A 21596-nucleotide genomic window follows, 5' to 3' on the forward strand; every position below is an offset into this window, starting at 1 on the left:
CCGACCGGACGAAACGTTATTGACTTGGATTCTGAAAGAGCGGTCATTACCGACCAATGCGCCTCAATTCTGTGGAGATCTCCAACTACCGGGTGATCCGACATGCCCGGATCGAACTGGCCGATCAGATGATCGGGATCATCGGACCCAACGGTTCCGGCAAGTCGAGTCTTGTCGAAGCGATCTCGTGGGCGCTGTACGGTCATCAGGTAGCACGCTCCGGCAAGGAAGAGATCAAGTCCGGCTTTGCGTCTGCCTCCGATACCTGCGCGGTCGAACTCTCGTTTGAACTCAAAGGTGAAAGCTACCGCTTGATCCGACGGTTGGTCGGCAAGTCCGAACGCTCCGAGGTTGAGCTGTATCGCGCGGGAGCATCGGAGTCGATCGGCATCGCCGAAACGCGCGGTTATATTGAATCGCTGCTCGGTCTGGATTGGCGCGGCTTCCTCACTTCGTTCCTGGCCCGCCAACAGGAACTGAATGCTTTAACCGACCTTCAGCCATCCAAACGGCGTGAACATCTGGCCGGCATGTTGGGGATCGACCGGATCGATCGGGCCACCGAATCAGCGCGCGATAGCGCCCGCCGCGAAGCCGATCGTCTGCTCCTGCTCAACGAACAGGTTGGCTCCCGCGACACCCTCGCGCAACGGATATCGCAGCTTCGGCAACAGTCGGGAAGCCTGACCGCAGCGGTGGCATCAGCCGCCGGAGCATCGACGATCGCCCAGCAAAATCTGGCCTCGCTGACCGCTCTGCTCCGGGAGCAGCAAGAGCGAGAAACCGCCTGCTCCCGCTGGGAAAACCAGCTCCCGGCGATCGCCCAGTCGGAGCATCTGCTGACCGAATCCCGCGCCCGCTATACCGAGGATCTCGCCACCATTGCCGCGGCCCAATTGCAGATCCCGATGCTTGAATCCGATGTCCAGCGCCTGGCCGAATCCCGCGCCGAACTGATCCAGCTTCGCCAACAACAGACCTCCGAAAGCTACCGTCAGCAATCCCGCCAGCAGCTAGCCTCGGCCAACGAAACAGTCGCGGCCGCCCAACGAACGATTGCTGACCTGACCAACCAGATCGAACTGGTCGACCAACAGCGGTTGAGTATTCCATCCAACCTCGCCGATCTGTTGGATCAGGCGCGCGCCGAACTGGCGGCGTGCCGCGACCGCGTGGTTCAACTGACCACGCAACGCGACGCGCTAACGGCCGCGATCCGCAAGTTGACCAAACAGGCCGGGTCGCTTTCGGAACTTGGACCGGATACAAAATGCGATCGATGCCTCAGACCGCTGACCGCGCATGACCTCGATCAGGTCCGAAGTCATCTAGCCGAAGAACAGGCCGCGGTTGCCGAAGAGATGGCGCAGCTCGAACTCGAACTGCAAAACGGAATCCGAACCCGCACCGAGATTGAAACCCGGTTGACCGGACTTGAACGGTTGTCGCAACAACAGTCCGACCTGATCAACCAACAAACCCGCCTGACCGCCGAACTCGGAAAGCTCGAGCAACAACGCATCGCCGCCGAAGACCAGATCAAGATCGTCACCGCCCAACTTGAGCAGTTCGGGGATCTCTCATTCGACCCGGCCCGGCTGGCACAACTTGAACAGGAGATCCCCCCGCTCGAACTTGCCGAAAGCAAACTGCATCAACTTCGGGCCGATCTGGCGCGACGTGACCGGCTGGAGTCCGACCTTGCCGCCACCGACCAAAAACTGGCTGACCTTCGAACCGAGGCCGAAAAGATACGCGCCGAGATTGCCGCGATCGGTTTTGACCGGACCGCGCTCGACCAGATCCAGCGCGATTGGCATCACGCCAACGAAACGGCCGAGTCGGCCAAGTCAGATCTGATCCGGGCCGAGCATGCCCGCGACCTGGCCAATCAGGAGATAACCCTGACCGAACAACAGCTCGGACAGTTTGAGCAGATCAGCAAAGAGATCGAGCAGAGCCGTCAAGCGCAGTTCCGATCCGAGACCCTGGCGCGCTTGCTGTCGGATTTCAAAAAACATCTGATCGCCCGGATCCGCCCCCGCCTGGCCGAACTGACCGGCCAGTTATTAGCTGACATGACCGATGGCCGCTATACCTTGGTGGCGCTGGATGAAGAGTACCGGCTCCGCCTGAACGACCTCGGGCAGTTCTACGGGATCGAGCGATTCTCCGGCGGCGAGACCGATCTGGCGAATCTCTGCCTCCGGCTTGCCATCTCGCAGGCGCTGACCGAGTCGGCCGGGATGGACCGCTCGTTTGTCATGCTCGATGAAGTCTTCGGCTCGCAGGACGAGGCCCGCCGGGATCTGGTGGTGCAGGGGTTGATCTCATTGCGGGGACGGTTCCCCCAGATGATCCTGATCACCCATTTTGAGGAGCTGAAGCAGAAAGTGGAAATGCTGGTGGAACTGGTCCCGACGAGACACGGATGGTCCGAAGTGAGGGTGAATGGCGCGGTCGCGTAGAAAAGGGAAGAAGCTTCGCAAACTGACCTGGCTGGTCGCCGGGTTGATTGTTGTGTCGGCAGTTTCATACCGTTATGTCGAGCAGGTCGGCCATGACCGACCCGCCCGCGAGTCGACCCGGTTTACAGTCAAAAAAGTGGTCGATGGTGACACGGTCGAACTGACCGGCGGCGACAAGCTGCGGCTTTTGTCTGTTGACACCCCGGAAAAAGGGGAACGGTTCCACGACGAGGCCCGCGACCTACTGGCTCGCCTGACCAAAGATCGGCCCGCCAAAGTGGAATATGCCGATACCCGCCGCGATAAGTACGGACGGTTGCTGGGCTACCTGTATGTCGACGATACGCTGTTTGTGAATCAGGCGCTGGTCGATTCCGGATTCGCTTATGTTTATCTCTTCAAAGATAACGATCGTGACCGAAGTGAGGTGCGCCACCTGATCGAGGCACAGCGACGGGCGATCGAGCGGAAGCAGGCGCTGTTTGGATTGTCGTACGAGCGGGAGGAGTATTATGTCGCGAACGCATCCTCCTTTCGTTTGCACCGTCCGGGGTGCGAATCGGTCAGTGATATCAAGCCGCACAATGTTCGACGGTTCGCCACTCGGGAAGAGGGGATAGGGGAAGGGTTATCCCCCTGCCGCAACTGCAAACCGTAAGCCCGTTCTTCGCTCCACCGATAGGGCAGACGGGGACGTCTGCCGCTCAAAGACAAAAGGCAGCTCATCCATCACGCTCGACTTCATTCCTTGACTATTCTGGTCTATTAGGTATATTTTATCAGTCGCGGGTTTCGACATAACCCACCCAGTCGCCATCCAACATTTTCGGCCAGGAGTTCACAGTGCGCATCCCCCATCGAACGTTTCTGCTCTCATTGCTGTTCTGTGTCATCCTTGCTCTCTCCATTGCGCCGGCAGTCAGTGCCCAGTCCTGCTGTACCGGGACTCGGGGGAATATCACTCAGACTGGTGCGATTGACCTCGCCGATCTGTCGCTTCTGATCGGCTATCTGACTATCCCGGGAGTCAACCTTCCATGCCCGGAGGCGGCCAATGTCACCGGGACCGATATGATCGATCTGGCCGATCTCTCGTTGTTGATCGGATACCTGACCATCCCGGGAGTAACACTTTCGGCATGTCCGGCAGATACCGGCCTGATGGATCCCGTTGCACGTATGGCGGCGGTTGATGCTGTCGAAGGACATATCGATTCTCTTCTCAATCTCCCGACCGCGACCTTCAACCAACGCGTACTCAGTTTTATCCAGGGGCGCCCTGAATTTGAAGCATCGGGGGTGGACTCTTCAGGCAATAACGTCTGGGCACGCTTCACCGATGGCGTGATGTATATGATCGCAGGGAGTTTTGGCCCGTTGGATGATTCCCTCCCCGGCGAAGTTCTCCCTTCGGCTGCGATCCCTGAGGTTCCGCCGCTCACTCCCGAACAACGCACTGCGCTTAGAGAAATGCGTCAAGCCACCGCCAAGCCAGCGGCCTTTGATGATCTTCCGTTCTCCGGTCGCTATCGGGTGATCCAGACAGTCGGGTCGGCATTTGCAGCGGCGGGAACGACGACCAACCGGCTCCGCTCCTGGCTGTCGGCTAATGGCTATGTCAATGCCGGCAGTGGAGCGACTGTCGGTGAGTTGCGCTCGATCGGCGATGAAGGGGTGATCTTTTATGTCGGGCATGGCGCCGGAGGAATACGACAGGATGGCGTACGCGACTACGGTATCTGGTCATCGACACTCCAAAGCCCCGCCAACGACAACGCCTTTGCTGAAGACCTTCGTACCGGTCGACTCTGCCTGATAACCGCTCCCAAAGATACCGCACAGGGCGCGGTCTTTAGTGAAACACATTACAGCATTACCTCCCGATTCATTACCCATTATTGGTGGGACTTTCCTGCGAATGCGATGGTAGTTATCACCGCCTGTGCATCCGATTCTGTGGCGTCATTCCGCAACGCCATTCAGGCCAAGGGGGGGCCCGCCTATTTTGGGTGGACCGCCACACTTAGCTGCAAGGGGGGATGTTACGCGGCAGAATTTCTGTTTGACCGCTTCCTCGGTGCCAACAAGGCATTCCCGCGAGAGAATCCAGAGCAGCGACCCTTTGATGTCTCGAAAGTATTCGCCGACCTGCAGAGCAGAAATTTCCATGTTCAACCGGGTGGCGATGGCGTCAACACGTTCAGTACGACCATGCGTTATCATCCGGGATCATCGAATTTCGGACTGCTGGCGCCGAGCATTCAGTTTATGGATCTCTATGCAGCGGCTGATACGCTGACGATCAACGGCATCTTCGGCGAGGATCCCGGTGACAACGGCAAAGTGACAGTGAATGGAACAGACTTGACGATCGCGTCATGGACCCCGACTGTTATCAAATGCCAGCTTCCGCTGCGCGGACCGGGGTCATCGGGACCAGTGATCGTCCAGAAAAAAGCGCCGAATGGATCAGAGTTCCGCAAAAGCAATGTGGTCAATATCTCGGAGTGGGAAGGGACATTCACGCAAACTCGTGAAGAAGATGGCACCTTGAATCTGACAGTCCACTACGATGTGCGCATCCGGGCAGATATTCACTCACATCGCGATGATCCGGGAGAAATACCGTTTAAGCCGATCACGCCGTATTTCTTCGAGAAAGATGCCACCGCCGATTGGGCGGTCGGTGGCGCGGGACAATGGGTAGATGGTCCCGGGGATATTACCTATGACTACGAGTGGGCCGGCAGCGGCAATATGCCGTTGTACGACTCAACCAATCCGGGGATGATGGTCTTTTTTCAGTATCTCGGTTCGGTCGATGCCGATCAAAAGATGCTGACGCTAGTCATAAATTCGCTGATCTACGGCGGCTGGACGATCACCGAGACCGCGACCAGCGAGAGTGGCACGGATATAATCAGCTACCCCGGGGCATGGGCGACAACTATGGATATTGAGTTGTACGACGATGTTGAGAATTTCTTTTACTACTCGATCTCATTGGATAACGACTACAACATTGCGGCTGGGAGTCGGAGCGCGCAGAATATGCTTCGCATTTCCGACTATGGTCCGATCATTCCGGCGCGACTGAGGCTTGAGTGGCCGACGATCAACGTGCAGTACGCACCAGACCATAACGAAGCGCAGTAAGGGTCGTGTAGACGAGGACGTCTGCGACGCTCAGCAACTGATTCGAGTTTTTGCGCGGCAGACCTCCCGGTCTGCCCGTACTTCGTTCCGGGGGGCAGGGCAGACGAGGACGTCTGCCGCTCAAATCAAGAAGAGGACGTCTGCGACGCTCAGCAACTGATCCGAGTTTTTGCGCGGCAGACCTCCCGGTCTGCCCGTAATTCGTTCCGGGGGTCAGGGCAGACGAGGACGTCTGCCGCTCAAATCAAGAAGAACATGTCTGCGTCGAACCAGTAGAGAAATTAACTTCTATCTTATCCACATCCTCCTCCAAAAAATCCCCGCCAGTCCTCGGTTTTTTAATTGATTTACACAATGCCAAAGGGTACCATTTGCCCCTTACAGGTATAAAAGTAATTGCTATGAATACGACTACGGACACCAAAGCACAGCCGGTTGAAACCGTCACCGCACGCCGGGAGACTATCCTCTCCGGCATGCAACCATCTGGCGCCCTTCATATTGGCAATCTCGAAGGAGCCCTCCGCAACTGGGTCGAGCTGCAGGACAAATACCACATGTTCTGCTGTATTGTCGACTGGCACTCCCTCACCGGCGAACACGAGGATACCTCCAAGCTCAAAGAGCGGATATTCCAGATGGCAGTTGACTGGATGGCGGCCGGACTTGACCCCGAAAAGGTGGCGATCTTCATCCAGTCCGATGTCAAGGAACATGCCGAACTGCATCTGATCTTTTCGATGTTGATCACGGTTCCGACATTGACCCGACTTCCCACTTATCTTGAGAAAAAAGATCAGCTTGATACCTACGGTTTTCTCGGTTACCCGGTGTTGCAGGCGGCCGATATCTGCCTCTACAACGCCAACAAAGTACCGGTCGGTAAAGATCAGGAGAAGCATATCTGGCTGGCGAATGATCTGGCCAAGCGGTTCAATCTGCTTTACGGAAAAACGTTTAACGAACCGGAAGCACTGTTCACCGAGATCCCGCTGATTTTGGGATCTGATGCGCGGAAGATGTCGAAGTCGCTGGATAATCATATCCCGATCGAGTTCACCGATGAACAGACGATCAAGCGGCTGAAGACATTTTTCACCGATCCGCAGAAATTGCGCAAGGGGGATCCGGGGAATCCGGATAAATGTCCGGTCTATCTGCTGCATCGCATCTACACCCCGAATGCAGAGAATGAGATCGCCCCGCCCTGTCGCACCGGCGAGTTGGGGTGTGTTGATTGCAAGATGAAACTGGCGCAGAATCTGAATGATGCGCTTCGTCCGATACGCGAGCGGCGGATCGACCTGGTGAAACACCCGGACAGAGTCTGGGATGTTCTGACCACCGGAGCCGAGCGGGCCCGTTCCCGCGCACAGAATGTCATGGAAAAAGTGCGCGACCGGATGAAAATGAACTACCGAAAGAAGAAATAGATGGAACAGACACTCGACCATCCCACCAATGATTACCGGGTCGATCTGGACGTTTTTAACGGCCCCATGGATCTGCTCCTCTTCCTAATCAAGAAAGAGGAAGTGGACATTTATGATATTCCGATCGCCCGGATCACGCAGCAGTATCTGAGCTATCTCGATCTGATGCGGAACCTCAATCTCGAGGTGGCCGGCGAGTTCATCCTGATGGCCGCGACGCTGATCCATATCAAGGCTCGCCTGCTTCTGCCGCGCGATGAGAACGATCCCGAAGAAGAGGATCCGCGCGAAGAGCTGATCATGGCTCTGCTCGAGTACAAAAAGTACAAAGAGGCAGGGGAGATCCTTCGCGAGCGAGCGCTGCTGGAAGAAACGACGTTTGTTCCGCCGCCGCTATTGGGAGATGTCAAAGGGAAAGTCGATCTCAGCCCGGCGACCACGCTGTTCGACCTGATCGCCGCTTTCAAGTCGGTGCTATCGAGCAGACACGAAGAAGTGGTGCACGAAGTGATCGTCGAAGAGATCACGATCGAAGATCGGATCAAGGCAGTGCTGGTGTCGCTGCAGGATCGCGAATACGCGCCGTTTATCGAGCTGTTCGAGCAGTCGCAAAAACGTATCGTGGCGGTAGTGACATTCATCGCCATTCTCGAATTGGCGCGAACCCGACGGGTGAGCATTCAGCAGACCGCGCCTTTTACTGAGATCCGGCTCTATCGCGGAGAGTATTATCATGTGCCGATCCAGCAAGAGCAGATCGATATCGTTGAAGCGACCGCGATGACCGAGCAGGCGGAGGCAGTGTGAGCGACAGCAGCCAACTCGCCTCGATCGTCGAAGCACTCGTTTTAGCCTCTCCGGAACCATTGCCCGCAAAGCGAATCTCGCAATTACTAGAAAGTGCGACCCCCTCGAAGATCACCGAAGCGGTGGCGACGCTGAATAATCGCTACATGGAGACGGGCAGTTCCTTCCGGATACGGGAGATTGCCGGTGGGTATCAGTTTCATATCCTGCCGGATTTTATCGGATATGTCGAAGAGCTGTTCACACGTCGTCGGAAGATGCGCCTGACGCGCGCCGCGCTGGAGACAGTAGCGATCGTTGCTTACAAACAACCGGTGACCAAAACGGAACTGGAACATATTCGCGGCGTCGCCTCCGATGGCGTTCTGCAGAATATGATGGAAAAGAATATGATCACGATCGTCGGGCGCGCCAGCACAGTCGGGAAACCGCTGCAGTACGGGACGACCGATGAATTCCTGAAGTTTTTCGGATTGTCCGGACTCGATGCGTTACCGAAGATGTCGGAGATCGAAGAACTTCTCGCGGCGGCCCAGGCCCAGGAACAGACCGAACTGGAATTAACCGATGAGACCGCCGCGGCGATCGAGGCAAAACTGAATGTCGCCGATGGAACATATGATCCCTCGCAACACGCGGATGATCGTCCGGTAGATGCCGGTTTGCTGACCGAGACAGTCCGCGAGGTCGCAGGACGACGTTTTGCGATCGGTGAAGATCCCCAGGGCGAGTCATCGTTCCAGTCCGATCTGGAAGAAGCGGTCGACCAGCCAGTTTCCGCGGGCGATCCCGAGCCGAGTGACCGGACCGAGTAGTCCTTTACTTCGGTCCCCCGGTCATAGTATCTTCCCTCAACTGGAGCAACCGTGATACGCATAAATAAGTATCTATCCATGTGCGGGGTTACCTCGCGACGTGGGGCGGAGGGATTGATCGCCGAAGGGCTGGTCACGATCAACGATCGGACAGTCGAAAAGGTCGGCACGATCATCGATGAGGCGAGTGATATCGTCAAGGTCGATGGAGTCGAGGTCAAGCCGGTAGAACATCTGGTCTATGTCATCCTCAACAAGCCGCCGATGGTGATGACCACGTTGTCGGATCCGTTCAAGCGCAAGACAGTCGTCAATTTCCTCAAAAAGCTGGAGCATCGCGTTTACCCTATCGGACGCCTTGATTACGATACCGAAGGGGTATTGCTGCTGACCAACGATGGTGAACTGGCCTATCGATTGGCCCATCCGAAATTCGAAGTCACCAAGGTGTATGAAGCGTTGGTTGATGGGGAGTTCAGCAAAGTGGCGGCCGACCAGATCCAGAAGGGGATAAAGCTCGAGGATGGCGCGATCGGCAGAGCGCGCGTGGATATCCTGGGGTATGTCAAGAAGGCGACGCGAATCCGGCTGACCCTGCATGAAGGACGGAAGCGCGAAGTCAAGCAACTCTGCAAGGCCGTGGGATTCCCGGTAATAAAACTTCGTCGGGTTGAATTTGCCGGCATAACCGCACGCGGGATGAAGACGGGTGAATGGCGCTATCTGACCAGTACGGAGATATCTCGGCTCAGAGCGGTAGGCAAATAAAAAGCCGCACAGGGCGGCTTCTTCACGATTGGTGCGTCGCAGACGTCCACGTCTGCACGAAACAATGAACGGGCAGACCGGGAGGTCTGCCGCGCAAATTATTCTTCTGAGGCAATTTTCTTCAGACTGACCGTTCAGGTCACTCCTTGATCTCTCGAAACAGAATGAATCCACTGGCGCCGACAGCGAAGATGCGCTTGCCGTTGCTGGCGAGATCAGCGAAATCCACCGTCACCGGGAGCGGAACTTCTTTCTTCCAGGTTCTGCCGCCATCGCGGGTAGCCAGGATATGTCCACCGGTGCCGGCCACGAAGCCGAGTGAATCTGAGATCAGGAGCGAGGAGGTGAGAGCAGCTTCGCCTTCCAATGGGACCGAAGTCCAGGTTTTGCCGCGATCGCTGGAGAAAGCGCACATAGCGTCACTGCCGCAGATGATCCCCGTGTTGTTGTAGAACGCGGTGGATCGTCCGGGTTTGCCGCTGACAGTCGCCAGCGATTGCCAGGTGGCCCCCATATCGGTTGAATAGTGCAATTTCCCGTATGACTGAAAACAGACCGGGACCCCCTTGCCGACAAACAGCTCACCAAAACGCATTCCGGTAATATCAAGTTTCTTCCACGTGATCCCGGCATCGGTGCTTCGATACAGAACACCATCCATGTTAGCTCCGGGGGTTAGCCCGGTGGCGAGGGCGATAGAATCCGTCAGGAAAAGCGCGGAGGTGAACCAGGTAGTGGAATCATCTTTGAGGCGACGGTCTTCCCACTGTTTGCCGCCATCAATCGTGCGGTAGATCTGACCGCGTCGACCAACCGCGAGGCCGGTATCATTGGTCCGAAAGAAAACGTCTTCGAGAACGGCTTTATCGGAGATGCTGAAGACGGTCCAGGATTCGCCGCCATCGTAGGTGGCGCCGTACTTTCCGCCGCTGGTGACAACATAGCCGATCTGGGATGACGGGAAGCAGATCCCGGCAATGGTTTCTTCGAGGGGAACCCGTTTGGCTCGCCATTGCGCGGCGGAGAGGTTTCCGGCCGCCAGGCAGAGCAACAGGGTTATCAGGACAAAGGGAGTCCGGTGAAGGCGGTTTTTAGTTTGTCGATTAGTCATCGCTTTTTTACTATCCATATTAGTACAAGATTTCAGGTTATACGCGCCAAAGTACGATGGGCCGAAGCAAATGTCAAACCGGCGCTCAAAAGGTTAAATACTGTGCAAGGATCGCTCGTTCAACTGTCTAATATCCAGGTCCGGACCCAGCGCGGAGAAGAGCTCTTTTCGTCTCTCTCGCTGACGGTTGAGACCGGTCGTTCTGCTGTCATTATCGGCGGCGCCGGCTCCGGCAAGACCACTCTTTTTGAGCTGTTGCTGGGGTCCCAGCGGCCGTTGAGCGGGACTATCGAGCTGTTCGGCGAGCAGTTCTCCAAGCCCTCGGGGCGGCAGATCCGGCGGATCCGCCGCAAGATCGGCGGGGTCGGGGGGCCATTCAGCCTGGTACCCTCGCTGACCGTGACGGAGAATATCCTGATGCCCGCGATCATATCGGGGGAGCGACCGGAACTCCAGCGGGAGCGGATGCTGAAGATCCTGGGTGAGTTTTCGCTCCTCAATCATGCCGGGCAGTATCCCTCGACGCTGACCAGGGTCGAGAATATGCTGGTGCAGATCGCGCGGGCCTCGATCGCTTACCAGCCGCTGATGATCATTGACGAACCCTCGGCGGGTCTTGATTCCAGAACCTATTTGCGGGTGCTGGACTACCTGGTGCAGGCCTCGCGGTCGGGGAGATCGCTTATTCTGCTGACCTCGGAGAAGCCGCCGATCGAAATTCCAAACAGCGACACCTATGAGATCGCCGGTGGGGGGCTGAAATGACGCGGCTACGATTTGTCATTCGCGAATCAGCGAAAACGATCATGCGACACCCGGGCGTGGCGCTCGGTTCGCTGTTGTCCTTGAGCCTGATCTTTCTGCTGTTTAATATTTTCTGGGTGACGGCGCTCTCAACCAATCGCTTTTACGCCGACCTTCTGCAACAACTCAAAATGGAAGTTTTCATCGCCGAAGCAGTGTCAGATAGCTCACTGGCAGCGCTGTCTACTCGGATCCAGGGGATCGATGGTATTGCCTCGCTGGAGTCGATCAGCAAGGACCAGGCACGGCAGGAGCTGGCGCGGATGGTCGGGATCGATCTGCTGGTCGGATACGATACACTCAATCCGTTGCCGCGGTCAATGGTGTTGACGCTCAAACCGGAAATGCTGACAGTCTCGGATATGCAACGGATCGAACAGCAGATCAGCGGGAGCGACGGCGTGGAAGATGTGCTGTACAGTCGCGACTGGCTGGTCAAAGCGGAACATACCCGGACAGTGGTCAGCACGGTCGGATGGGCGATCGGATTGTTGATCCTGCTGACAGCGGTGATCACATCATCAAACTCGATTCGCCTCATGACCAGGGCACGAGGGCTGGGGTTCCACCAGATGATTTTGATGGGGGCGGGGAGGTTTTTTGTGGCCGCGCCGTTTCTGCTGGAAGGAATCCTGTTGGCGGGGTCATCGGCACTGTTGGGGTGGGGAGTGGTCTGGTATGCGCACAGCAAATTTGAGTTTACTCAGTTTCCGATCGTGCTGCCATCGGGGATGTTGATCCTCTATTTCTGTCTGGCAGCCGCAGCCGTGGGGGGGATCTCCGGTCTGCTGGGGATCCGTAAATTGCTCTCATGATCAGGCGACTGACATTGGTGGTCCTCGCGCTGCTGCTGATCGGGCAGGCGATGCCCGTGGCGGCACAGGAGTCCGAGGATGTCAAACAGCAGCGCAAAGAGCTGGAGAAGATCCAGAAGGATGTCAGCCGGAGCCGCCAAAAGCTGGATTCATTGCGTCAGGAAGAAGCGCGCGTTCAAAAAGCGCTGACCGATTATGATAAACGTTTGGCCAAAGAACAGCAGACCCTGACGAAATTGGGGCGCGACCTGACGCGACTGCAGAAAAATATCAAGGATGCGGAGTCCCAGTTCAGTTCGCGACAGCAATCGCTTGATCTGACGCGCCGCCGCTTTCTGGGATCACTCCGCCAATTCTACCTGACAACACCGCGGCTCGCCGCCGACCTGGTGAATCATCCTTCAACAGAATATCAGACCAACCGGAAATTGATCTACCTGACGGCGTTGGTCAATTTTGAGCAGGGGAATTTGGCGCAGGCCTCGCAGATATTCGATCAGTCGTTGCAGGAACTGGAGAAGCTCTCCAGCCAGCAGGGGAAAGTAACCAAACAAAAGAAGCGTCGCGAGTCGACGGTGGCGCTGGAGAAATCCCGCAAGCAGAAACAGGAAAAGGCGCTCGACCGGCTGGTGCAAATGAAGCAACAGGAAGCCGATCGTATTACCATGCTGCAACAGGCGGCTAAGGAGATGGAGTCGATTGTCGCCCGTCTCGAGGCCAAGCAGAAGAAAAAGGCGGAGGAATCTCCGGAGACGCAGTACGAGCCGACAGTCGACTTTGCGGTTTTGCAGGGGGCATTGCGCGCGCCTTACAAAGGGACTATCACCGTTCGCTACGGCAGTTCGGTTGATGCGACCACCAAGCTGAAATCGTTCTCGCCGGGGATCACGATTCAGGGGGATCCGGGAGGGAGTGTGGCGGCGGTGGCGGCCGGGCAGGTGGCGTACACCGGGAATTTGCGCGGGTACGGGAATTTCGTTATTATCAATCACGATAACGAGCATTACACCACCTATGCCGGGTTGTCGCAGATCTTGGTCACCACCGACCAGGTGATCCGCGCGGGAGATCTGGTTGGATCGGCGAATGCCGAAGGGGTGGTGAAATTTGAATTGCGCCGGGGGAAACAGTCGCTGAACCCGGCGGACTGGATTCGCAGTGATACTTTCTGATATCAGACTGATACAACCAAAAGCCTGGGAGTTGCTGGCACGCTCGGTCGGTTCGGGGCGGGTAGCCTCGACCTATCTGTTGTCCGGCAAAGAGGGGCTGGGGCATTGGCCGCTGGCGATCTCATTTGCCGCGTTATTGAACTGCCCGGACCGTCGAGAACTCGACGGCGTACTGGTACCGTGTGGCGAGTGTGGATCGTGCCGACATATTGCATCGCTGAACGCCGGATTGCTTCAAATCGTTCTTCCTATCCCTTCGCATAAAGATCTCAAAGAGGGAATCGACCTGACGAATGAGTCTCTGGAGATCAAGCGGTCCGAGCCATTCGCGGTGCTGAGCTCCGGCTCGCAGTTGACCGTGCCGATCGATATGGCGCGCGAAGTAAAAAAGCGGCTTTCCCTCAAGGGAGATCAGGGGGAGACGCGCATCGCGCTTTTCTACCAGATGGAAAAGATGCTGACCGCTTCAGCGGATGCGCTCTTGAAACTGATCGAAGAACCGCCGACCGATACCGTGATCCTGATGACGGCCGAGAAGGCGGAGAATCTGCTTCCGACAATCCGTTCCCGTTCGCAGTTGATCCGACTCGAGCGGATCAATACCACCGTCTGCGCGAATTATCTTGTCGGCAAGTATGGTCTGACCGCCGAAAAGGCGATGTTGTACGCGCAGGTGACGGACGGGAATCTTGGGCGGGCGGTGGAGCTGGCGTCGGATGACGACGATGCCGAACTGTCGCAGCGCGCGACCGGGTTTCTGCTGTTTAAGTCGCTGTTTGTAGAGCCTGCCCCGGAGGCGGTGTCGCGGGCGCTTGAGTTTACGCATGACCGGGGGGAAGCGGAGCGCTTGCTGCTCTTCTGGGGATCGTTGATCCGCGACTGCGCCAACTATGCGGTCTCAGGAGATGAAGCACAGATCATCAATCGCGATTATACGGCGGATATTGTGCGGTTGTCGCAGCCATTTGTCGACCCGGAAGTGGCTCCGGCGATGACTTCGGTGATCAAAAACGGACTTGCCGACATACGGCTGAACGTGCATATTCAGCCTTTGGTGGCCGCTCTCGCGCTTCGACTTGGCGCGGCCATTCGAACAGCCCGATAGACGGTTTCGGAGAGTGTTTCCCAACGGAGAACAACGGCCATGGCCGAGATATATCTGGTCGAATTCAAAGGCTCCCGCAAAGAGTACTTTTACAATAGCTACCATCACACCCTGAAGCTGCGCGAATATGTGATCGTCCAGGCCGAGCAGGGGGAAGATATCGGTCTGCTTTCCAAACTGATCGACAAGCAGGCGAAATTCGGCGAAAGCAACCGTCCGCGGTCGATCCTTCGGCCCGCCGGCAAAGAAGATCGCGTGCGTCGCGAGGACCTGGTCCGCAAAGAGCTGGATTGCCGCAAAGAGTTCTACCAACTGATCCGGAAACATGGGCTACCGATGAAGGTGGTTGATGTCGAATGCCAGTTCGACGGAAACAAGATCACGTTCTTCTTTACCGCGGATCACCGGGTTGATTTCCGCTCCCTGGTGCGCGATCTGGCATCGCGATTCCGGACGAGAATAGAACTTCGCCAGATCGGTGTGCGGGATGAAGCCCGCCGCAACGACGGTTACGGGATCTGCGGGCAGCGCCAATGTTGCAACACCTTCATTCGTGATTTTGCGCCGATCTCGACCAGCCATGCGCGCGAGCAGGACCTTTCGTTGAATCCATCGAAGATATCAGGCAACTGCGGGCGACTGCTTTGTTGTTTGCGCTACGAGGTTGACGGCTATATCGAAAACAAAAAGAAATTCCCGCCGGTTGGGGCGATCGTCACCACCAAAAACGGTACGGGACTGCTCCAGCGGATCGACTATTTCCATGAAGAGATGGTGATCATGCCGGAGGACGGCATCCCGGTGCGCGCGAAAGCGGATGAACTGATCTCGGTCGATCGAATGCCGACCGGCAAGGGAGCCGCGCAGGCGACACAAGCCTCCGGTATGGAAGAGCCGATGAATCAGCGAGACAAGGAAGAGTTGAGGAATCTCGACGACCTGGAACGTGAGTAAACAGAGAAAGACAGTACGGTGCCACAACCATTCTATATAACGACCCCGATCTACTACGTGAACGACCGACCGCATATCGGTCATGCCTATACGACCATCGCAGCCGACCTGCTGACCCGGTTTCACCGGATGGAAGAGCGCGATGCGTTTTTCATGACCGGAACGGATGAGCATGGGACGAAAGTCGCCGAAGCGGCGGCCGCGGCCGGATTGACCCCGCAGGAATTCTGCGATCGGACCGTGCAGACATTCAAGACTGCCTGGAAAAATCTTGATATCCAGTACGATCATTTCATCCGGACGACCGAAGAGCGGCATATTGTCGGCGTGCACAAGATCCTGGATGCGATGCGCGCGGCAAAAACCGAGGATGGCCGCGAGGTCATCTATTCGAGTTACTACGAAGGGCTGTATTGCACCGGCTGCGAAAAGTTTCTGACCGAAAAGGATCTGGTCAACGGGCTTTGCCCTGACCATAAGCGGGCGCCGGAGAAACTTCGCGAGAAAAACTATTTCTTCCGCCTCTCGGCCTATGTGCAGAAGATCAAGGAGCGGATAGAAAGCGGCGAACTGCAGATCCTTCCGGAAGAGCGCCGCAACGAAGTGCTCGGATTGATCGGACAGGATGTTCCGGATTTCTCCGTCTCGCGCGAGCGCGTGAAATGGGGGATCCCGTTGTCGTTCGACCGGACGCAGGTGGCCTATGTCTGGGTCGATGCGCTCTCTAATTACATCACCGGTATCGGATACGGCGACAATCCTCAGTCATTCAACAAGTGGTGGAATGAGGGGGAAGTCGTGCATTTGATGGGGAAGGATATCCTCAAGTTCCATTGCCTGTATTGGCCGGCGATGCTGATGGCGGCGGGACTGAAAGTGCCGGAGACGATCTTCCTGCATGGATTCTTTACGATCGACGGCGAGAAGATGTCGAAGTCGCTCGGGAATATGATCGATCCGAACGATATGGTGAAGCAGTTCGGTCCGGATGGGACACGGTATTTGCTGTTGACGCAGTATCCGTTCGGGATCGATGGCGATGTACAGGCGAAGCGGTTTGTGACGCAGTACAATTCCGATCTGGCGAATGATCTGGGGAATCTGGTCTCGCGCGTCACCAAGATGGTGATGGCGGATTTTGACGGTAAACTGCCGCAGCCGTATCGGAATATCGAGGGATTGGATCAATTGATGCTGTTGTCCGAGCAGTTGCCGGATGCAGCGTATTCGCATATCAAGCACTTCCGTTTGACGAACGCGATCGCGGACGCCCTCAATCTGGTGCGGGCCGCCAACAAATTTTTCAACGATTCGGCCCCCTGGCAATTGCGGAAAGCCGGCGAAACCGACAAGCAGGGGGGCGTACTATACGCCTGCTGCGAAGTACTGCGGATCGTCTCGATCATCCTCTATCCGGTGATGCCGCGAAAGATGAAAGAGATCCGCGGGGTGCTGGGTCTGGATGACAGCACGCTGACGCTGCGGAATGCGCGCCAGTTCTTTGATCTGGTCCCGGGAACGACGATCAATATCGATCAACCGATCTTCCCACGTATCGACGGTACCTTTACACCATCCGCACCATCGGCATCGCCGGACAAAGCGGAAGTGAAAAAGCCGGACCTTGCGCCGACCGATGACAAACTGCTGGATATCGCCGATTTCCAGAGGGCGGAGCTCCGGGTCGCGCAGGTGCTGTTTGCCGAGCCGGTCGAGGGCGCCAATAAACTACTGAAACTGCAGATCGATATCGGCACCGAGCAGCGACAGATCATTGCGGGGGTGGCGGAGTATTATTCTCCCGAGCAGTTGATCGGCACCCACATCATTGTGGTGACGAACCTGAAACCGGCGGTGATCCGAGGCGTGGAGTCGCGTGGAATGCTGCTGGCGGCCAAGTCCGGCAAAAAGCTGGTTTTGGTTCGGCCGGATGGCGTTATACCGCCCGGCGCCAAAGTAGGCTGATGATCGATTCACACTGTCATCTCGATTCACGAGTATACAATCACGAGATAGAGCCGCTCCTGGCGCAGGCAAAAGCGTCGGGAGTGGATACCGTCGTTACGATCGGCGCGGATATGGAATCCTCGGAAAATGTCGTGGCGATCGCGGCAAAGTATGAGATGGTGTACGGGACAGTGGGGATACATCCGCATGACGCCACGACATGCGATGCAAAGGCGCTGACACGACTCCGTGAACTTGCGAAGCGCGAGAAGATCCAGGCGATCGGTGAGATCGGATTGGATTACTATCGCGATATGTCGCCGCGACCGGTGCAGAAGCGGGCTTTTGGCGAGCAGTTGGATCTGGCGGTCGAACTCAAGATGCCGGTGGTGATCCATACGCGCGAGGCGTTTGAAGATACGCTCGAGATAATCAAGCCTTACGCCAAAAATCTTCCGGGCGGGGTTTTTCACTGTTTTCCCGGCAATGCTGAGGATGCCGCGAAAGTATTCGACCTGGGATTTGTGGTGTCGGTCGGCGGCGTGATAACATTTCCGAAAGCGGGAATGGCCGAGATGGCGAAACAGGTGCCGCTGGATAGGATCATTCTCGAGACAGATTCACCCTATCTGACCCCGGTGCCGTTTCGGGGAAAGACCAATGCGCCGGCGTATGTGGCATTGGTGGCAGAGGCGCTGGCAACACTGCGCGGAATCACCAAAGCGGAAGTGGTCCGCGTGACTGACCGAACCTGCCGCAAACTCTACCGGATGGTAGAGACCTTTGGCGGATAAGATGGCAGCATATTTCGCGAAAAAGCGGCTCGGACAACATTTCCTGACATCGGAGAAGATCGTCAGCCGGATGGTCGACCTGATCAGTCCGAAAGCAGAGCAGACGATTCTCGAAGTCGGGCCGGGGCGTGGTGTATTGACCTTGCCGCTGGCGGAGTCCGGCGCCAATCTCTGGGCGGTCGAGTTCGACCGCGACCTGATCGGGACACTTGAGCGGCTGCTTGATCCGTACAAAAACGCGACGTTGATCAATAAGGATTTTCTGGCGTTTCATCCCGAGGATTATGAACTCCAGTCGTTCTTGTTGGTGGGGAATCTTCCGTATAATATCACCTCACCGATCATCGACTGGTGCATTCGCTATTATGACCGGATCCAGATGGCGGTTTTCATGGTGCAACGCGAGATGGCCTGGCGCATCACCGGCTCGCCGGGGAGCAAGGATTGGTCGCCGATAGGGATCTTCACGCAGTTGCATTTTGACGCGACCTACTGTTTTGATGTTCCGCAGCATGCCTTCACGCCGCCGCCTGAGGTGGTCAGCGCGGTGATCAAACTGGAGCCGTGGCCGACCATCCCGAAGTTCAATATCGAAAAACTTGAAAAGGTGGTGCGCGCCTCGTTCACCCAACGGAGAAAAACGCTTATCAATAACCTGGTACCAAACCTGATCGCCGATGCGACCAAACTCAAGATCATCCTGGCTCAACTCGACCTGACTGAGAACTGTCGGGCGGAAGAGCTGTCGATCGCGCAGTTCGCCAAATTGAGTGAAATGCTGATCCCATCATCTCCGGGTGCGCATGAATAAACTGTCAGACAAACCGGACAGAAAGCTGGTGACGTTGACTGTCCCCGCGGATGCAGTCTCGCAACGGCTGGATAGCTGGATCGCGGCACAGCCGGAACTTGCCCTGTCGCGCACCAAGGTGCAGCGTCTGATCGAGGACGGGGAGATTCTGGTGAATGGACAGCGCGAGCAGACCAAGTACCTGATACAAGGTGGTGAGTCGATCGCGGTGCTGATCCCGTTGCCGCCCTCGACCGATGTCGTCGGCGAGAAGATAGCTCTCGATATTGTGTACGAAGATGAGTATCTGGCGGTGATCAATAAGCCGGTCGGCATGATCACACATCCGGCGGCAGGAGTTTATTCAGGGACATTGGTCAATGCGCTGGTGCATCATTTTAAATCGCTTCCCAAAATTCAGGGGGCGGAGCGGCCGGGGATAGTCCATCGGCTAGACAAAAATACTTCGGGGCTGCTCTTGGTCGCCAAGCAGGAAGAGACGCTGCTGAATCTGCAGCGCATGCTGGAAGCGCGGGAGATCAAGCGGACGTACCTTGCGCTCGTCTGCGGGCATATGCCGAATCCGGCGGGGAAGATCGATCTGAAGGTGGGGCGGTCGCAACGTGACCGGACGCGGATGGCAGTGACTGAGACTGGGCGCGAGGCGGTGACGGAGTATCAACTCAAGGAGCGGTTTCGCTCGGTGGAATTGCATGAAGTGCGGTTGCAAACGGGTCGGACACATCAGATACGCGTGCATTTTTCGCATCTGGGACATCCGGTGATGGGGGATCCGGAGTATGGCGGGCGGGAGAAATGGGTGCGAGGGATATTCGCGCCGGAGCGACTGCTTGCACGTAAGTTGCTCTCGATATTGGATCACCAGGCATTGCACGCGTGCCAACTGGCGCTGAAACATCCGCAGACGGGAGAGCAGTTGTTGTTTCAGGCGGAGGTCCCGGGGGATTATCAGACGGTGTTGGCGCTGCTGCGGAGTCAGCCGACGTAGGACGTGTGCAAGTCGACGGGGGTTACGAATGATTAAGAGATCTCAAATTCACTCTATCAAAAGCATATTCATTGCGCTGGTCGTTTGGGGAGTACTCACAGGCGGGGTGTGTGAAATGGTGCCTGAGTCTGACCCAATTTCAGAAAGCGATCTTTGGGGTCCGTACTCCGCGAATTTTCAGACTGGGCAGTTCGACAGCCTCTTTCTTCATCCTGACTCTAAGTACACTCGACTATTTGGATCAAGAGACGGGCGAGTCTTCGAAGACACTGGCAACTGGAGATTGAAGTATCTTAATGGAGAAGCCCCTGATTCACGTCGAATGGTAGTTGAATTCCCCGCCTTTGTGACAAGGTTCAACCTTGATTCGTTGGGTGAAGATGCTCCCTTCGGTGGAGCAATCGGAATTCCGGACTCATTACCTGCTCCACGGAGAGTTGGAGTTTACAAGTACAGGTGGGGGCAGGGTGCGGTGATTCAGTTGGGGCAAGTGTACGGGCCTGCATGGAAAAAGCACATTCAATCGCAGCACTAGTTAAGAGCTTAGTTTGATGGGTTGCTTCGAAATCGCGGAGGGGTAGGGGGTTGCTTCGTCGACCGCTCACTCCGTTCGCATGCTCCTCGCAATGACGGTATCAGGCAACTAGTCGCGGCGGGCTATGTCTTAAGGGGCACAAGTACTGGAGAGAACAACAATTCTGCGAAATTCCAGCACTGGGTTATCCTTCCGAAACGACGATTTCAACTCCGACGAACGCTGGTCGAGCCCACCCGCTTCAATGACTACTTGCTGTTGTCCATTCAGTACGCTTAACAGACTCCTTCGCAATTCTGTGAAACCGCTACGAGAACCAGATATCTCTAACATGTCCGAATTTTCGCGATGTAAATACCGCGGTACCGGGATTTGAAAAACTCCAAGAGCCGGAATGTCCACTGATTCTTCAACGCGTAGCGTAACAAGATTGACAATTGCGTTAGACGGGTTTTTGCACGAATCAGCCAGATCCTGGTCCTGACCATACTCGGTAGAGCATAGATGAAATTCACCGATGACTCCATCGGCGAGAAGTGTCAATATCTGACAAAGGTTTCCATAGCCAAGTATCGTACCTGAAATCAATACCTGTGAGTCTTTGCGGTCAATTTCGACAGTGAGTTTGCCCGCAGGCTCTGGCACCGGTCGAATAATCTGCAGCGACGACACCGGAAGCTGGGTGGGGAGTAAACCTTGCGAATACGTTGTATCGCACTCAATGTTCTCGCACAGAAGCTCTGAAGTTTCTGCATTAGCGAGACTCAGTACAGCTTTCAAAATTGCTGCCAAACCCTGTGGTCCCATGGATAGAGATAAGAGCCAATCGTCTTCTACAATTAGAGACGGGAGATTCGAGCTGCTCGTTTCGATGGAATAGACATTGACCTGGTTCAATAGCATGTCGGAATGATACGGAATCGGAGTTAGTTCGCTCCCGCCAGCGTCGGGGGTGAACAAGTGGAAATGATCTCTTCGGCCAGTGGTCAGCTCATTCAATTGTTTGGCAAAGCGGAATAGGCCACCGTTACCCGCCACCAAACGCACCCGTTGATGAGACTTGTCATAGTTGAAAGAGAATAACCTCATTAACTAATCCCCACGACTTGCCAT

The 21596-nt window shown here is 56.1% G+C and carries 18 protein-coding genes; 16 read left to right on the top strand and 2 right to left on the bottom strand.

The window, feature by feature from the left end; translation table 11 throughout:
* The first annotated feature begins 56 nt into the window (after positions 1–56).
* The 7 genes from IPH75_13580 (at position 57) to IPH75_13610 (ending at position 9447) form a co-directional block, all read left to right on the top strand.
* The gene (locus tag IPH75_13580) at positions 57–2468 is read left to right on the top strand and encodes an SMC family ATPase (protein ID MBK7143099.1); all 2412 of its coding nucleotides are present in this window, start codon (positions 57–59) and stop codon (positions 2466–2468) included.
* A complete protein-coding gene (locus tag IPH75_13585; GenBank protein ID MBK7143100.1) occupies positions 2452–3126 on the top strand; it encodes a thermonuclease family protein in 675 nt (224 codons plus the stop codon). Before IPH75_13580 ends, IPH75_13585 begins: the two co-directional genes overlap by 17 nt.
* Before the next feature lie 185 nt (positions 3127–3311).
* The gene (locus IPH75_13590; protein ID MBK7143101.1) at positions 3312–5624 is read left to right on the top strand and encodes a hypothetical protein; all 2313 of its coding nucleotides are present in this window, start codon (positions 3312–3314) and stop codon (positions 5622–5624) included.
* 401 nt (positions 5625–6025) lie between these two features.
* Positions 6026–7057, top strand: a complete 1032-nt coding sequence (gene trpS, locus IPH75_13595; GenBank protein ID MBK7143102.1) for a tryptophan--tRNA ligase — start codon at positions 6026–6028, stop codon at positions 7055–7057.
* The gene (locus IPH75_13600; protein MBK7143103.1) at positions 7058–7864 is read left to right on the top strand and encodes a segregation/condensation protein A; all 807 of its coding nucleotides are present in this window, start codon (positions 7058–7060) and stop codon (positions 7862–7864) included.
* Positions 7861–8679 (top strand): SMC-Scp complex subunit ScpB, encoded by an 819-nt coding sequence (scpB, locus tag IPH75_13605; protein MBK7143104.1) that lies wholly within the window; start codon positions 7861–7863, stop codon positions 8677–8679. The genes IPH75_13600 and scpB overlap by 4 nt, the downstream gene beginning before the upstream one ends.
* A 51-nt stretch (positions 8680–8730) precedes the next feature.
* Positions 8731–9447, top strand: coding sequence for an rRNA pseudouridine synthase (locus IPH75_13610; protein MBK7143105.1), 717 nt, complete (start codon positions 8731–8733; stop codon positions 9445–9447).
* A gap of 139 nt (positions 9448–9586) precedes the next feature.
* Here IPH75_13610 and IPH75_13615 read toward each other — a convergent pair whose 3' ends face one another.
* Positions 9587–10558: a hypothetical protein gene (locus IPH75_13615; GenBank protein ID MBK7143106.1), complete on the bottom strand. Its 972-nt coding sequence runs from the start codon at positions 10556–10558 to the stop codon at positions 9587–9589.
* A gap of 102 nt (positions 10559–10660) precedes the next feature.
* Here IPH75_13615 and IPH75_13620 point away from each other — a divergent pair, with 102 nt between their 5' ends.
* Genes IPH75_13620 through IPH75_13660 form a run of 9 tightly spaced genes read left to right on the top strand, consistent with a single transcriptional unit; the run spans position 10661 to position 19948 of the window.
* Positions 10661–11323 (top strand): ATP-binding cassette domain-containing protein, encoded by a 663-nt coding sequence (locus IPH75_13620; GenBank protein ID MBK7143107.1) that lies wholly within the window; start codon positions 10661–10663, stop codon positions 11321–11323.
* Positions 11320–12177, top strand: a complete 858-nt coding sequence (locus IPH75_13625) for a hypothetical protein (GenBank protein ID MBK7143108.1) — start codon at positions 11320–11322, stop codon at positions 12175–12177. The genes IPH75_13620 and IPH75_13625 overlap by 4 nt, the downstream gene beginning before the upstream one ends.
* The gene (locus IPH75_13630) at positions 12174–13349 is read left to right on the top strand and encodes a peptidoglycan DD-metalloendopeptidase family protein (GenBank protein MBK7143109.1); all 1176 of its coding nucleotides are present in this window, start codon (positions 12174–12176) and stop codon (positions 13347–13349) included. Before IPH75_13625 ends, IPH75_13630 begins: the two co-directional genes overlap by 4 nt.
* Positions 13336–14454, top strand: a complete 1119-nt coding sequence (locus tag IPH75_13635) for a hypothetical protein (protein MBK7143110.1) — start codon at positions 13336–13338, stop codon at positions 14452–14454. The genes IPH75_13630 and IPH75_13635 overlap by 14 nt, the downstream gene beginning before the upstream one ends.
* 39 nt (positions 14455–14493) lie before the next feature.
* Positions 14494–15408 (top strand): hypothetical protein, encoded by a 915-nt coding sequence (locus IPH75_13640; protein MBK7143111.1) that lies wholly within the window; start codon positions 14494–14496, stop codon positions 15406–15408.
* An 18-nt stretch (positions 15409–15426) separates the two neighbouring features.
* The gene (metG, locus tag IPH75_13645; GenBank protein ID MBK7143112.1) at positions 15427–17373 is read left to right on the top strand and encodes a methionine--tRNA ligase; all 1947 of its coding nucleotides are present in this window, start codon (positions 15427–15429) and stop codon (positions 17371–17373) included.
* Entirely contained in the window at positions 17373–18149 is a 777-nt protein-coding gene (locus tag IPH75_13650; protein MBK7143113.1) for a TatD family hydrolase, read from the top strand. Before metG ends, IPH75_13650 begins: the two co-directional genes overlap by 1 nt.
* A gap of 1 nt (position 18150) precedes the next feature.
* The gene (rsmA, locus tag IPH75_13655) at positions 18151–18960 is read left to right on the top strand and encodes a ribosomal RNA small subunit methyltransferase A (GenBank protein MBK7143114.1); all 810 of its coding nucleotides are present in this window, start codon (positions 18151–18153) and stop codon (positions 18958–18960) included.
* Positions 18953–19948: an RluA family pseudouridine synthase gene (locus IPH75_13660; protein MBK7143115.1), complete on the top strand. Its 996-nt coding sequence runs from the start codon at positions 18953–18955 to the stop codon at positions 19946–19948. The genes rsmA and IPH75_13660 overlap by 8 nt, the downstream gene beginning before the upstream one ends.
* A 664-nt stretch (positions 19949–20612) precedes the next feature.
* Here the strand turns inward: IPH75_13660 and IPH75_13665 are convergent.
* Complete coding sequence (locus IPH75_13665; GenBank protein ID MBK7143116.1) at positions 20613–21572, bottom strand: hypothetical protein; 960 nt, start codon at positions 21570–21572, stop codon at positions 20613–20615.
* Positions 21573–21596: the final 24 nt, after the last annotated feature.

This window comes from bacterium (genome assembly GCA_016708025.1).
Lineage (GTDB): Bacteria > Zixibacteria > MSB-5A5 > GN15 > FEB-12 > FEB-12.